14 protein-coding genes are annotated in these 14,871 nt (G+C 51.2%); 8 read left to right on the top strand and 6 right to left on the bottom strand.

Going from position 1 to position 14,871, the window contains the following annotated elements; translation table 11 throughout:
- Positions 1-10: 10 nt before the first annotated feature.
- Both cobT and PsWM33_RS21580 read left to right on the top strand, forming a co-directional pair.
- Complete coding sequence (gene cobT / locus PsWM33_RS21585; RefSeq protein ID WP_063301595.1) at positions 11-1,900, top strand: cobaltochelatase subunit CobT; 1,890 nt, start codon at positions 11-13, stop codon at positions 1,898-1,900.
- Entirely contained in the window at positions 1,897-3,018 is a 1,122-nt protein-coding gene (locus tag PsWM33_RS21580) for an esterase-like activity of phytase family protein (RefSeq protein ID WP_063301594.1), read from the top strand. The genes cobT and PsWM33_RS21580 overlap by 4 nt, the downstream gene beginning before the upstream one ends.
- Positions 3,019-3,122: 104 nt before the next feature.
- On the opposite strand, the gene PsWM33_RS21575 is transcribed toward PsWM33_RS21580, so the two are convergent.
- Entirely contained in the window at positions 3,123-3,725 is a 603-nt protein-coding gene (locus PsWM33_RS21575) for a VUT family protein (RefSeq protein WP_057463516.1), read from the bottom strand.
- A gap of 69 nt (positions 3,726-3,794) precedes the next feature.
- A complete protein-coding gene (rpmB, locus tag PsWM33_RS21570; RefSeq protein ID WP_057463517.1) occupies positions 3,795-4,082 on the bottom strand; it encodes a 50S ribosomal protein L28 in 288 nt (95 codons plus the stop codon).
- Positions 4,083-4,421: 339 nt separating this feature from the next.
- Between rpmB and PsWM33_RS21565 the strand changes: the two genes are divergently transcribed.
- The 4 genes from PsWM33_RS21565 (at position 4,422) to PsWM33_RS21550 (ending at position 8,730) form a co-directional block, all read left to right on the top strand.
- Positions 4,422-5,285, top strand: a complete 864-nt coding sequence (locus tag PsWM33_RS21565) for a DUF3108 domain-containing protein (protein WP_082827102.1) — start codon at positions 4,422-4,424, stop codon at positions 5,283-5,285.
- Positions 5,286-5,462: 177 nt separating this feature from the next.
- Positions 5,463-6,419, top strand: coding sequence for an acetyl-CoA carboxylase carboxyltransferase subunit alpha (locus PsWM33_RS21560; RefSeq protein WP_063301593.1), 957 nt, complete (start codon positions 5,463-5,465; stop codon positions 6,417-6,419).
- A gap of 242 nt (positions 6,420-6,661) precedes the next feature.
- Complete coding sequence (locus tag PsWM33_RS21555; RefSeq protein ID WP_063294472.1) at positions 6,662-7,831, top strand: L,D-transpeptidase family protein; 1,170 nt, start codon at positions 6,662-6,664, stop codon at positions 7,829-7,831.
- 74 nt (positions 7,832-7,905) lie between these two features.
- Positions 7,906-8,730: an FkbM family methyltransferase gene (locus tag PsWM33_RS21550; protein WP_063294473.1), complete on the top strand. Its 825-nt coding sequence runs from the start codon at positions 7,906-7,908 to the stop codon at positions 8,728-8,730.
- Here the strand turns inward: PsWM33_RS21550 and PsWM33_RS21545 are convergent.
- From PsWM33_RS21545 to ispG, 3 genes are read right to left on the bottom strand one after another with little or no spacing between them, the layout of a single operon-like run.
- The gene (locus PsWM33_RS21545) at positions 8,727-9,473 is read right to left on the bottom strand and encodes a DUF429 domain-containing protein (RefSeq protein WP_063301592.1); all 747 of its coding nucleotides are present in this window, start codon (positions 9,471-9,473) and stop codon (positions 8,727-8,729) included. The genes PsWM33_RS21550 and PsWM33_RS21545 overlap by 4 nt on opposite strands.
- The gene (gene pdxY, locus PsWM33_RS21540; RefSeq protein WP_063294475.1) at positions 9,466-10,383 is read right to left on the bottom strand and encodes a pyridoxal kinase; all 918 of its coding nucleotides are present in this window, start codon (positions 10,381-10,383) and stop codon (positions 9,466-9,468) included. Before pdxY ends, PsWM33_RS21545 begins: the two co-directional genes overlap by 8 nt.
- Positions 10,384-11,661, bottom strand: coding sequence for a flavodoxin-dependent (E)-4-hydroxy-3-methylbut-2-enyl-diphosphate synthase (gene ispG / locus PsWM33_RS21535; RefSeq protein ID WP_063294476.1), 1,278 nt, complete (start codon positions 11,659-11,661; stop codon positions 10,384-10,386).
- A gap of 371 nt (positions 11,662-12,032) precedes the next feature.
- Between ispG and PsWM33_RS21530 the strand changes: the two genes are divergently transcribed.
- Together PsWM33_RS21530 and PsWM33_RS21525 are read left to right on the top strand one after the other, a co-directional pair.
- Positions 12,033-12,815, top strand: a complete 783-nt coding sequence (locus tag PsWM33_RS21530) for a 3-hydroxybutyrate dehydrogenase (protein WP_063301591.1) — start codon at positions 12,033-12,035, stop codon at positions 12,813-12,815.
- A 53-nt stretch (positions 12,816-12,868) separates the two neighbouring features.
- Positions 12,869-13,909 carry a patatin-like phospholipase family protein gene (locus PsWM33_RS21525; RefSeq protein ID WP_063301590.1) on the top strand — a complete coding sequence of 347 codons (1,041 nt, stop codon included), beginning with the start codon at positions 12,869-12,871 and terminating at the stop codon, positions 13,907-13,909.
- A gap of 571 nt (positions 13,910-14,480) precedes the next feature.
- On the opposite strand, the gene PsWM33_RS28530 is transcribed toward PsWM33_RS21525, so the two are convergent.
- Positions 14,481-14,726 (bottom strand): L,D-transpeptidase, encoded by a 246-nt coding sequence (locus PsWM33_RS28530; RefSeq protein WP_275078572.1) that lies wholly within the window; start codon positions 14,724-14,726, stop codon positions 14,481-14,483.
- Positions 14,727-14,871: the final 145 nt, after the last annotated feature.

The following is a 14,871-nucleotide window of genomic DNA, read 5'->3' as shown; positions in this document are numbered from 1 at the left end:
GGGGAGTTACATGGCAGGTACCAGCAACTCCTCAGCCAAGAACAAACCTGCCAGCCAGCCATTCAAGCAAGCGATGGGCTCTACAGTCAGAGCCATCGCAGGCGAGCCTGAGCTGGAGGTTGTTTTTTCACCGGATAAACCGGGAATGACCAGCGGACGTATACGTCTGCCGGAACCTTCCCGCACGATGACAAAGGAAGAAGTCGCCGTTACTCGCGGTTTGGGCGATTCCATGGCTCTGCGTCTTGCTTGTCATGATCCAGCTGTTCACACCAAGCACATTCCTCAAGGCGAAAACGCACGCGCTATCTTTAACTCGGTCGAACAAGCCCGCGTTGAAGCCCTTGGCACTGTCCGTATGCCGGGCGCTGGCGACAACATCGACGCCATGCTTGAGGATCGTTACTTCAAAGCCAACTTCGCAGAAGTCACCACCAAAGACGAAGCTCCGATGCAAGATGCGATCGCTTTGTTGGTACGCGAACGTCTGACGGGCCGCGAGATCCCCAAAAGCGCACAGCGCATGGTGGACCTCTGGAGACCTTTCGTTGAAGAAAAAGCTGATCATGATCTGAACAAACTCGTCACCCGCATGGATGACCAGATCGCATTTGCTAAGCAGATGCGTGATCTTCTCACCTCACTCGATATGGCTGATGAGCTGGGAGAAGAACCAGAGGACGACGACGAGAACAACGACGAAAGCCAGCAGGACCAGGAGGATCGCTCCGATACCTCTGGTGACATGCAGGAAGATCAAGGTGATCAGGAAGGCGCTCCTGAAGAGATGGAACTTTCCGGCGAAGAGCAGGAAAGCGGCGAAACCGAAGGCGTCGACAGCGAGATGCAGGATATCTCCGAAGAGGATATGTCCGATCAGGCTGAAGAGCCGGGCGAACAGGAACGCCGGGACCATCCCTTCAGCAATCAGCCGTCTGCTGATGCCTATCACATCTTCACACAGGCATTCGACGAGATCATTGCAGCAGAAGACCTCTGCGATCAGGAAGAGCTGGATCGTCTCCGCGGCTTCCTCGATAAGCAGCTGGCCTCTTTGTCTGGTGCGGTGTCCCGACTAGCCAACCGCCTGCAGCGTAAGCTGATGGCGCAGCAGAGCCGATCATGGGACTTCGATCTGGAAGAAGGCATCATCGACAGCGCCCGCCTCCATCGCGTAGTCATAGATCCACTACAACCGCTTGCGTTCAAATGGGAAAACGACACCGAGTTCCGTGATACCGTAGTCACTCTGGTGATCGACAATTCTGGCTCTATGCGCGGTCGTCCGATCACCGTAGCAGCCACATGTGCCGACATTCTGGCACGTACACTTGAGCGTTGCGGCGTAAAGGTGGAGATCCTCGGATTTACCACCAAAGCGTGGAAAGGCGGCCAATCTCGTGAAGCTTGGCTCAAGGATGGCAAACCGTCTAATCCGGGACGCCTGAACGATCTACGCCACATCATCTACAAATCCGCAGATGCCCCTTGGCGCCGCGCCAAACGCAATCTCGGCCTGATGATGCGCGAAGGCCTGCTAAAGGAAAACATCGACGGAGAGGCTTTAGACTGGGCACACAAGCGTTTGCTTGCACGTCCGGAACGTCGTCGCATCTTGATGATGATCTCCGATGGCGCACCAGTGGATGACTGCACGCTTTCAGTGAACCCAGGCAACTATCTGGAAAAACACCTGCGCAGTGTGATTGCTGAGATCGAAAACAGATCTCCGGTCGAGTTGATCGCAATCGGTATCGGCCACGATGTGACCCGCTATTATAAACGTGCGGTAACAATTGTAGATGCCGAAGAACTGGCAGGCGCGATGACTGATCAGCTTGCTGATTTGTTTGATGAAAACAGCGGTCAGGATCGCGGTAGACGTCACGGACGCCGATGAAATTAACACGACGCATTTTGCTAACAGGAGCAGCGGCAGCGGTAACAACCGCAGTCGCTGCTTCTTTGCCTTTCAGCGAGAGCACCGCACAGCAGAGCGGCTTTCAGTCAATGAAAGTCCGCTCCAAGGAAATCAACCGCTTCAAGTTCTCTGGTACCCGAGCAGAGCAATACGGCCCCCTCATGTTTCTTGGTGGCCTGGAACTCAGCAGCTCAAACGGTCGCTTCGGCGGCTATTCCGGCTTGCTGACGCTCAACAGTGGCTCAGACATCATTGCTATCTCAGATCGCGGCCACTGGCTGCGCGGCGAACTATCCCAGACCAGCCGAGGAAAGCCTCTCAAGCTGCTGGGCGCGGAAACAGCAACCCTGCTGGATAGCAAGGGCAGAAAGCTCAAACGCACCTACAGGGCCGACACAGAAGGTCTGAGCATTGGCGGCTCAGCCAACACACCTCGCATTTTCGTCAGCCATGAAGGAAAAGGCGGGATCATGACATACCCGCTTAACCTGAAAACAGGCGAAGAACGCGCCAAGCACCTGTTGATTCCCAAAGAGATCAGAGGCTTGGCAAAGAACAAGAGCCTTGAATCTGTTGCCGTTGCCCCTCCCAATTCTCCACTCTCCGGCGCGATCATAACGATCGCCGAACGCGGGAAGTCTCTGAAGCACAACAGACCAGCGTGGATCATCGGTGGCCCGCGCCCGGGGAAATTCTGGATAGGAAAACAAGGCAACTACGATGTTACGGATGCTGCCTTCCTTCCCAATGGCGACCTTTTGATCCTGGAGCGTTTGTTCAACCTCTCAGAAGGCCTTGGGATGCGCATCAGGCAGCTGGATGGCTCCAACCTGCGGCCAGACCATCTCCATACAGGCAAAACGCTCCTGACCGCTGATTTCAGTTATCAGATTGATAATATGGAAGCTCTGAGCGTTCACATGAACGCTTTTGGAGAGACAGTCTTATCCCTCATGTCAGATGATAACCGCTCATTCTTGCAGCGCACCTTGCTGCTGCGCTTCATCCTGACGGACAACGAACCTTTCAGAGAGCCATTCGTTCGAGCACCCAAAGAAGCAAAGATCGTCCCAGCGCCAAAACCGAAGCCTCGGTAAACGACTACTGTCTTTGTGAGCTGCACCGACATTCAATCCCAAAAACAAAAAAAGGCACCGGAACCAAATCCGATGCCTCTTTAAATTCTTTTCAAACGAACAGCTTATCCGCGCTGCGAAGCAGGTACCGCGCCGATTACTCCCAATGCGATGCGGTATGGAACAAGCATGCTCATCGCAACGATGATCTTTACGCTGAAGTCACCAATCGCCCAGGAAACCCAACGAGGAACTTCCAGAGCAAACACACCAAACAATGGTGCAACTTCTACCGCAAACGCATCGTGATAACCCAAAAACGCAAACTGTGTAGCAAAAGCAAGGCTAAAGAACAGCGCGGTATCGAGCATGGTACCGAGTGTAGAAGAGACGACAGGCGCCTTCCACCAACGACCATCACGAAGACGATGGAACACAGTCACGTCCAGCAACTGAGCAATCAGAAATGCACTTCCTGACGCAATTGCGATGCGTGGTGTTGCCAAAACAATAGAAAGAGCAACTGCAACAGCAAAGCCAGCGTACACGACTTTGCGTGCAGCAGCAGGACCAAACTGTCGGTTAATCAAATCAGTTACAAGGAATGCCACTGGATAAGTGAATGCACCCCAAGTAAGCAGGTCTGCTAGATTAACAGCCCCGAACATTCCCTGAACAGGGAATTGAACAAGGTAATTCGAAGCAACGACCACTGTGGTCATTGCCATAATAGCAAGAGCCAGTGGTCGAGCAGTATTCGACTTAGTCACGTTCAATCCCTTTCAAGAATGATGTGATTAAGCAGCTGCCTGACGACGCTTGATTTCGGTCTTCAGCAAACGCGCTTTAGGAGAAAGCTCAGCTTCAACTGCTTTCGCCAAGAATGCGTCCAAACCACCGCGGTGCTCAACAGAACGCAGAGCGTGTGCAGAGATACGCAGTTTGTAAGTTTCGCCGAGAGTCTCACTCATCAGGGAAACATTGCAAAGGTTTGGCAAGAACCGACGACGGCTCCTGTTTTTTGCGTGAGACACGTTGTTGCCGGTCATCACGTCTTTACCGGTAAGTTCGCAGCGGCGTGCCATGAGGGTCACCCTTTTAATTTGTAGGCGCCCTCATTTTTGGGCGCATTCTGTTAAAACCGGCAGGTCGCGGACACCACGGTCACGCGGAACCACCTCCGGCCCTGTACGGAAAAGTTGGCTTGCTATAATTAGTACAGCAGAATTCGTCAAGGCTTTGCTGCCTATTTGCCTGTTCGAAGCCCATTTTTCAATCAAAACTCGAACAAACTCACATCTCTTAACCACCGTGTTACCATGTTTAGGTAGTTTCATATTTCAATGAGTTTGAATTTTTTGTTCAGTTTCCTGAGTTCTCAGGCTGTCAGGCGCGAATGTCTGCGGCTGCGGAGGTACAGTATCGTGCAAGTAACAGTTTCTAAGGTTTGCAATTTTCTTGGCAAATCGAGCGTAATAGCCGTCGCAGCACTTTCATTAGGCACACTATCCACAGCTGCTCTGGGGAAAACAGAGCGCCTCGGCGGCGTCTACAATATTTCTTATGCAGGCTTCACTGTGGCAAGAGGCTCCTTATCGCTTATCCTCAGAGAGAACGCCTATTCCGCAAAAGTGGGTATGGAGCCAGCTGGTATTGGAACCCTCTTCTCCACAGGCAAAGGCGGCGCACACGCGACCGGGTGGATGAAAGGCGCAAAAGTCCTTCCAAGCACCTACACCATGGCCTCTCGTGCATCCAACCGAGATTTCTATGTCAATCTCGGTCAGGGATCTGGCCATGTCCGTACAACCCAGGTCACTCCAAAATACAAACCGTCCAAGACCCGCGTTAAGGTCACTGGCGAGCACAAGCTCAATGCGATGGACCCGTTAAGTGCAGCGATTGTACGCGCACCGTCCCGCTCAAAAGTACTTGATCCATCAGTATGTAATCGCAAACTGCCAATCTATGATGGTTGGGCGCGCTTCAATATCAATATGAAGTTCAAAGAAGTGCGTGAAGTCTCAGGCAAAGGCTACAACGGTCCGGTTGTCGTCTGTTCCGCTCGCTGGGAACCCGTTGCTGGACACCGTCCAGAGAAAAAGGCTGTTCAGTATCTGGCCAAAAACGCAAACATTGAGACATGGCTCGCACCAATCGGAAACACCCGTATTCTTATTCCTTACAGGGTCTCCATTCCGACATCGACAGGTACACTTGTCCTGGAAGCAGCAGAACTCAATATGCCTCAAACGTCAGGACTTCGCAAAAAAACAGCTTCCAGGTAGGATTTGCACTTTAATCCCAAACCTTCTTGTCTGAAGGGGTTCAAACACCCACATTTGTGATGCAAAGCCTTGACAGATGACCCAGCTGTCGCCAGTGTCGCGCCAAAATTATAGCGCGGTCCAACGCCTTTTAGTCGGCGGGTCTAGCCCGCAGATTGTTACGAGTGAATATCCAATATGCGCAGTTACCTCGAATTCGAAAAACCAGTTGCTGACCTTGAAGGTAAAGTACAGGAATTGAAAATCCTGGCTGAAGGTGGAGAAGCGGTTGATGTGGAAGACGAGATTTCTCGTCTTCAGGAAAAAGCAGATCAGGCACTCAGCGACATCTATTCCCGCTTGACGCCTTGGCAAAAAACTCTGGTGGCTCGCCATCCAGATCGCCCGCATGCGCTGGACTACATCGACACTTTGATCTCAGATTTCACACCTCTTGCTGGTGACCGTAAATTCTCCGAGGATTGCGCAATTATTGCAGGTTTTGGTCGTTTTCGTGGACAATCAGTCGCTATTCTTGGCCAGGAAAAAGGTAACAACACCGAAAGCCGCCTGAAGCATAACTTCGGCATGGCACGTCCGGAAGGTTACCGTAAAGCCGTCCGCATCATGGAACTGGCAAATCGTTTCAACATCCCTGTTGTCTCTTTCGTGGACACTGCAGGTGCATACCCAGGGATCGGTGCTGAAGAGCGCGGTCAGGCAGAAGCGATCGCACGCTCAACTGACATGTGCCTCGGTCTTGGCGTTCCAAACATCTCCATCGTCATTGGTGAAGGTGGCTCAGGCGGTGCAATTGCAATTGCAACCACCAACCACGTTGCAATGATGGAACACTCCATCTATTCCGTGATCTCACCGGAAGCAGGCGCATCCATTCTTTGGCGCGACAGCACCCGTGCACAAGACGCGGCAACTAACATGAAGATCACTGCAGAAGACCTCTCCAGCTTCCGCGTCATTGATGAGATCATCAAAGAGCCAATCGGCGGTGCTCACCGCGCAAAAGAGATCGTAATTGATCGCGCTGGCAACTCGATTGAAACTGCTTTGAGTAAGATGGCCGGTCAATCTGCAGACGAGCTCAAGAAGCAGCGTCGCGAGAAGTTCTTACGCATAGGTCGTGAACTCGGCTGATTCGAACCTAGGATTTATTGTGGGTATCCACTAAATTTTTTATAAAAGGCATCAGAAGTATATCTGATGCCTTTTTTGTTTGATCCAATCAAACTCGGGGGAAAGTGCATCTTGGGGAATACCCCACAATCTCAGAGAGAATGATCTGTGGTAAGATTCGATCAACCTTAACCCAGATAGTCTTAGTATCGAGTCGAGATTGGGGTTCGGGCAAACTAGCCCCAGCATGGTGGGTCAAGCACATGATTAGAGTGTTTCAGGGAGAGACTGGCAAGAACGTAAAGCGTGCTGCTGCGCTTGCGCTGGCTTTAACGCTAGCCGCTTGTCAGGGAACAGAGTTTGGCGCTGAGAAGCATCAGCAACCTGTGAGCAAAAGCCTTTCCAACAGAATGAAATCCAAGGATATGGAGCTCAAGTCTCCAATCATGGTTCGTCTGTTCAAGCAAGAGTCTGAATTGGAGATCTGGAAACAGACCAAATCAGGCCAGTATGCTTTGCTGGAAACCTATGAGATCTGCAAATGGTCTGGCAAACTCGGCCCGAAGATTAAGGAAGGCGACCGGCAGGCACCAGAAGGCTTCTACGAAGTCACTCCAGGCCTGATGAACCCGTTCTCCTCTTACTATCTCGCATTCAACCTTGGTTTCCCGAACAAATTTGACCGCGCTCATGACCGCACAGGCTCAAACTTGATGGTCCATGGTGCCTGCTCTTCTCGTGGGTGTTACGCCATGACAGACGAGCAGATTGCAGATATCTACTCTCTTGGTCGCGATAGCTTCCTTGGCGGTCAGAGAAAGTTTCAGGTTCAGGCCTTCCCATTCCGCATGACACCGGACAACATGGCCAAGAACGCAAGTTCCGAGCATTATGAATTCTGGCGCATGCTGAAGCGTGGCTATGACCACTTTGAAGTCACCAAACGCCCACCATCCATTGAAGTCTGTGAAAAAGAATATGTCTTCAACGCGAAGGCAGTCGCACGCGGAACCAAATTCAACGCGCGCGGCGCTTGCCCTGCCTACACAGTGCCTGAGCACATCGCAGTGGCAGTAGCAGAAAAGCAAACCCGGGATGCACGCGAAACCGCTGAGATCCAGATCGCTATGGAAAGCAGTAAACGCCGCAAAGAAAAGATTGCAGCGTTCTTTGGTGGCACCTCAACAACTGACGTCGCAAAAGCAGAAACACCAAACGCAACGCCTGTGAATGTAGAAGCTGCAAAAGTTTTGGCGCTGGCATCTGAGGAACCATCCCCAGCACCGCAAAAAGCCTCTGAATCAGAACGTGCTTTCAGCTACTTCACATCCCTGTTCTCTAACAGTCGTGTTGGTGAAGAGAAGAAGATCGTTGCAGAGGTCGTAAATCCATACCCAGCCGCCCCTGCACCACGCATCAAACCGCAATTGTGACGTTGTGTTAATCGAAACCTAGCCTGACTTATGTACGCTGGTCTCAATGAAGATCAACAAGTCAGGTTAGGCAAATGCCAGGCTCAAAAACCTTCTTTGGAAAGTACCACAGCAAAGAGTACATCAACGAACGCCGCCACTTACGTGGGCTCCTTGGCTATTACATAAAGTACATTCCAATGTCCTGGGGTGTGCGACTAGGCCTCTCCTCCGGCATTCTGACAAGGTATGGTGTTGAACTCACACCCAATGTCTTCGACGCCACATTCCGCATGTGCTGCGAAGGTGGTTACGGCACATTCCTCACCAGCTATCTCGTCGACTATGAAAAACCTTTCATCATGCTGGATATCGGCGCAAATCAAGGCCTCTTCAGCCTGCTTGCAGCTCAAAACACAAACTGCCAGCAAGTCATAGCCTTCGAACCCGTCGCTAGCACATTCCAATTACTGAAACGAAACATTGAGCTTAACCTTGCTACATCCCGCATAAAGGCAGTACAGGCAGCAGTCTCCGATCACACTGGTCAAGCTAAGATATTCCTCAGCAAAACCCATAGCGGCGGCGCATCCCTCAGCCAGAACACCGTGCATTCAGACGAAAAAACCGAAGAGATTCAAACCATCTCTGCCCAGCAGTTAGATGAGATGATCACCGATGAAATCGACATCGTGGTCAAACTCAATGCCGAAGGGCACGAAGAGACCGTGATTAAAGAGCTCATCAAGACAAGCTTCTTTCCTCGAGTTCAATCAATTTTCTATGAGAGAGATGTCAGATGGTCTGATCCAAACATGCTCAAAAACCTTCTGGAGGAGCAAGGCTTCAAAAGCTTCAGGAGAGTTGGCCATGAACCACGTTTGGACGTACTGGCAAGCCGTGAACCTGACGACACCTAAGCCCAGATTGCCATGCGCAGACCGCGTTCATCTCGCCCGAAGTCAGCCGGAAATGGCTCCGCGTGGCCATACAGCAACCGCTCAGCAATAACTGCATTCACAGCAGCATCCATCAGATCATCCCGCGCGGCACCTTTAGGCGGTTTTTGGTCCAGAAAGCTCGCTACATAGCCAAACTGCACAAGTAAATCTCTCCGTGCGTCCAAGCCCGCAGGATAGCTGCTTCCCTTGACCTTCTTAGGAATAGCAATGGGCTCCTGCCCGTTTAAGCGCCAGAATGTCACTTCAGGATGAACTTCATACACCTGTGCTTCCAACTCAGGAGTCATGAGCTGATCAATCTCCCTAATTTTTGGGAAGATATGGAACGCTTGCTTGGATACTTTTTTGGGTGGTGTTGAATGCGCCAGTGCAGCAGAGCAAGCCTCGCGATAATCCTCACAATAGATCGCAGCCCGCGCGGGAATGGAAAACACCGTTGACTGTCGCATACCTAAAAGAGGACGAACCGCTTTCTCAGGCCCACGACCATTGCTGCCAATCTTCTCCGGCAGCCCGATCGGCATATCGACCGCAATCTTATGCGGATCATGCTCAGAGGCCAGCAAATCTGCAAAATGAGGAAAGATCTGCACTTCAGTTGCACGGCTTGAGCCAACCCAGCGGAAAACAGCAACCCAACCTGCCTTGCAACCGTCAACCCCAGCCACACAGACGGGATCAACAGCCACTGCTTCAGGCACGTTCAGGCGCCTCTACCACGCGGCGGGTATTCACAAGCGCCATCGGCTGGATAAGCGGGTCTTGGTGCTCAGCATAAAGCAAATCATCAGAACCAACTTTGACAGAGCGCGCGACCAGCTCAAACGTTGAAGCTGTTGCTTTCTTCAATGCCTCTTCATCACTCTGCCCACTCAGGCTGCGAGCCAGATAAAGCGCTGCCAACAAGTCACCAGTGCCATGCGGTGCGCCCTGCACTTCCGCATGTTCAATTGCGAGGCTACCACGCGGCCCAACCAGCAAATTGGAAATGGAATTGCGACGGATTGCTGGCGACGATGTAATGATCGTCCGCTCCACTTGCAGGGTGCGCGCTGCCGCAACAGCTTCATTTTCCATTTCAGTACCAAACCCGCTAAGCCAGGCGAGCTCAAAACGGTTTGGCGTAATCACATCAGCAAGCGGCAACAGTTGGTCACGAATAGCTTCAGCAATCGGCTCGGCAACATAAAGACCACCTTTATCACCAATTACCGGATCGCACAGATAGACCGCATCATCATTGCGAGCCTTCACTTCCTGCACAATCTTTGCAACATCAGAAACCTGTGTCGCATTTGCCATGTAGCCAGAGATAACCCCCTTCACAGTGCTCAAACGATCACTGGCGCAAATCTGTTCAACGATATGCTTGAAAGCTTCTTCACTGGCCGAAATACGCTCCCCAGCACCTTGTCCAGGGTGCCATGGCAGAACAATCGTAGGCAGCATCCAGACATGAAAGCCCATGCGCTCCAGTGCAAAAACAGCACTACGCATGCCAACACATCCGCTGACAACCTGCGAAGAGATCACCAGAACCGAAGGCTTTTCCTTCGGAGCGCTTTCTCTGATTTTGTGTTCTACTTTTTTGACAAACCGCTCAAGCGACATCTAGGAAATCTCGTGTTCAGATGAAACGCCAGTACCAAAACGTTTCTCGATATAATCCAGAACCATCACCTTAAACTCATCAGCGATGTTCGACCCACGCAGAGTAACAGTTTTAGCGCCATCAACAAACACAGGTGCAGCAGGTGTTTCACCGGTACCAGGCAAAGATATACCGATGTCAGCATGCTTGGATTCACCCGGGCCATTCACGATGCAGCCCATGACAGCAACGTTGAGTTCCTCAACACCTGGATATTGCTCACGCCACTTCGGCATACTCTCGCGGATATGCGCCTGAATGTCTTGAGCCAGTTCCTGAAAGACTGTGGAAGTTGTACGTCCACACCCCGGACACGCAGCAACAATCGGCACAAAACTGCGAAAACCCATTGTCTGCAACAGTTCCTGAGAAACCTGCACTTCACGCGTGCGATCCCCACCCGGTTCAGGTGTCAGCGAAATACGAATGGTATCGCCGATGCCCTGCTGAAGCAGAATGCCCATGGAAGCAGAAGACGCCACAATGCCCTTTGTGCCCATACCAGCTTCAGTCAAACCAAGGTGAAGAGCATAATCGCAACGCTGCGCCAGATCTGTATAAACGGCAATCAAATCCTGAACCTGAGAGACTTTCGCAGACAAAATGATCTTGTCGCGACCAAGCCCCAACTCCTCAGCACGCTGAGCAGACAACAGACCAGATTGGCAAATCGCTTCGCGCATCACTTGTTGCGCTGTCAGCGGAGAGCCTTCCTCCTGGTTTCTATCCATCAGGTGTGTCAGCAGTTCCTGATCCAGAGAGCCCCAGTTTACACCAATACGTACAGGCTTATTGTACTTCATCGCCATTTCGATGATCTGGCCAAACTGCTTGTTTTTTTTGGTCTTGAAACCAACATTGCCCGGATTAATTCGGTACTTATCAAGCGCTTCAGCACAATCAGGATGATCTGCCAGCAGCTTGTGTCCGATGTAGTGAAAATCCCCGACCAGCGGAACATCGACCCCAATCCGGTCCAGACGCTCTTTGATACGCGGAACGGCTGCAGCAGCTTCATCACGATCAACCGTAATACGAACCAGCTCAGACCCGGCACGCGCCAGAGCAGAAACCTGCGCAACCGTTGAATCTATGTCAGCGGTGTCGGTGTTCGTCATGGACTGAACAACAACAGGCGCTTGGCCGCCAACAATAACCCCACCAACGTCTACAGCCACAGAACGACGGCGCGGAAACGGGGAAGAAATATAGGTTTGGCTCTTGTCAGTCATGATCATTCCACTGGGATAAATCTTTAGGCAAGCAAGTGCAGCATGCAGCCCGCGCTGTCAACTTTTTAGCGCATGCTCAATTCAGTTTGATGTCATCTCAAGACGCCGTCATGCACCCCAAGATTTCACAGTAAACCTCTCCTCAGAATGATGCTAGGTCCACTCCATCATCAGCCTACTGAAAATAGCCAGCGACTTTTGACGCAATGCACTCATCTCTAACCTTCCATTAAGGACAAAAGACAGATCGGCGGTCAGTTTTGACCTTTTTGCACTGCACGCTAAACAACTATGCTTTTTGCTAATGCAACCAGATTAAAAAGTGGCGCAAGCTCACACCAACTCTTTTTTCAATACATTTGGGCAGGAGACTCGAAATGCTCTCAGGAAAAACCGCTGTAATCACTGGGTCCACATCAGGCATCGGCCTTGCTTACGCTCGCGCAATGGCAGAGCAAGGTGCCAACATCATGATCAATGGGTTTGGTGATGCTGATGCCATCGAGAAAGAGCGCGCTGCGATCGAAGCCGACTTCGGCGTAAAATGCGTATACTCATCAGCCGACATGACCAAGCCTGATGAAATTCACGCAATGATCCATGATGCGGTTAAATCCCTCGGTTCCGTCGATGTCCTCGTCAACAATGCAGGCATTCAGCATGTTGAAGCTATTGAGCATTTCCCAGTCGACAAATGGGATGCCATCATAGCAATCAACCTGTCCTCCGCATTCCACACGATCCGTACCGCTGTGCCTTACATGCACAAAGCAGGCTGGGGTCGCATCATCAACACCGCATCCGCTCACGCACTGGTGGCATCTCCATTCAAGTCAGCATACGTTTCTGCGAAGCACGGCATCGCAGGCTTGACCAAAACCGTCGCACTGGAAGTTGCAGAAAACAACATCACAGTAAACGCCATTTGCCCCGGTTACGTCTGGACACCACTCGTCGAAAGGCAAATCCCGGATACCATGAAAGCCCGTAATATGACTGAGGAGCAGGTGAAAAAGGAAGTCCTGCTCGCTGCTCAGCCAACCAAAGAGTTCGTGACTGTCGATCAGGTTGCCGGCCTAGCAGTGTTTTTGTGCTCTGATACAGCCGCTTCAATCACCGGCACTCTCTTGCCAATGGACGGCGGCTGGACAGCACAATAACGCTCAGATGATTTCCCGGAGTTTTCTTTTCCAAGCGACCTATGGAGGTCCATATGGCAACTACTCGGAAGACCGCGAAAAAAGAACGAAAGAAAATCAATCTGGCCTTGCAAGGTGGAGGCGCACACGGCGCCTTTACCTGGGGCGTTCTGGATTGGCTCCTTGAAAACGAAGATTGGGAGATCACCGCCATCTCAGGCACAAGCGCAGGTGCCATGAATGCAGCCGTTATGGCCGATGGCCTCGTTGAAGGCGGACAACAAGGAGCCAGAGACGCGCTCGCCCGCTTTTGGAAATCCGTCAGTGCCGCAGCAGAAACCAGTCCGTTCCAGCGTAGCCCGATGGATGTCTATCGCGGAAATTGGAGCATGGACAATTCTCCAACATACCTGGCATGGGACCTGCTTTCCCGTATCATGTCTCCCTACCAACTAAACCCGATTAACTATAATCCACTCCGCGACCTCGTCGCCGAGCAAATCAACTTCGAACGCGTACGAAGCTGCGACCAGATGCAGGTCTATGTTGCCGCGACTAATGTTCGAACCGGAAAAATCAAAGTTTTCGCAAAAGAAGAGCTCACCCTTGATTCACTCATGGCATCAGGTTGCTTGCCGCACATGTACCAAGCGGTAGAAATTGGTGACGATGCCTATTGGGACGGTGGCTTTATGGGCAACCCGCCTTTGTTCCCGCTATTCCGACACGGTGGCTCGACTGATGTACTTCTTATTCAAGTCAATCCGGTTGAGAGGGTTGAACTTCCACACACAGCTCAGGAAATCTCTGAGCGCATGAATGAAATCACCTTCAACTCAACTCTGCTGCGTGAGCTTCGCGCGATTGAGTTTGTGACACGGCTCATTGATGAAGGCCGCCTCGATTCGAACGAATACACCCGTGTTTACATGCACAGAATAGAAGCAACAAAAGATCTCGCCCCTTTCGGAGCTTCATCCAAGGTAAACGCCCAGTGGGAATTTGTAGAACTTTTGCACGACATTGGCCGCCAGGCTGCAAAGAAGTGGGCGCACGACAATTACGACAGCATTGGCAAACGCAGCACACTGAACCTGGACCACGAATTTAACTAGATCTGAACGCAAAGGTTAACACTCCCAAATCGCATTGCAAATTGCGACGCAGCATAGGTAAGCAACCTGTTAAATTAACCCGCATGTTGGAGAGAAGAAGCGCAGCCACCCCAGATATTGTGCCAAAAATTTATCGCAAAACTGGCACAGCTTTTGCTTTTAAATAAGCAGCTGATATCAAGGTACTGCGTAATCAGCTTTAGAGAATATAAAGAGGGTTTTTGAGCGTGTATTCAAAGCCCTCTTTTTCTTTGGGCAATACATCCTCCCAACACACAGCTCTCAGAAAAAATCGTTTTATCCCTAAAAAAGTCTTTCAAAAAAATCAGCGTGCCAACCTTTTGGCAAGATTTTAGCGTTAGGAAAGACACGCTGATTGTTGAGTTATGCGTATTCAGCGCTACAGCGGAAGGAGCAGGCGTTTGCGACCCGACTTGCTTCTTCCGCTCACAAGCCTTCAAGCACATCTCTTAGCCCTTGATTTAGTAAGGAACCCACGCGCTCGCAAGGGTAAAGGGCCTTATTTGACCGATATCACATCATGTTCAGAGCTGCACGTAAAGCGTGTTCACTATTTCACAATTACAATCTTTGCGTTTGATCGGCCATTTGCCTGAATCAAACTGAACAATCTCTTGGCGTTTTTCGGATGCAACCGCACACATCCGTGTGAAGCAGGCGCACCCAAGCGCTTAACCACATCCGTTCCATGAATGGCATACCCCTTATAGAAAAACACAGAGTAAGGCATCGGTGCCCCGTTATACTTACGGGAGAAATACCGTTTGTGCATTCGCGTTGGCTTAAAGGTGCCCACTGGCGTTCTCTAGCCCCGCCGAGCCGTCGAAACAGGCCACGAATGCTGAACCTTCCCATCCACGAAGATCCGCATCCTTTGCTCGGAAATATCAATCTTAGCCAACACTTTAGTGGAGGATGCCTTGGCTGGAACCATAAGCAAT

Origin of the sequence: Pseudovibrio sp. WM33 (genome assembly GCF_001623165.1) — a bacterium.
Classification (GTDB): Bacteria; Pseudomonadota; Alphaproteobacteria; order Rhizobiales; family Stappiaceae; genus Pseudovibrio.
Note: the sequence above shows the minus strand (reverse complement) of the source record. Positions and strands in the feature narration are given on the sequence as shown.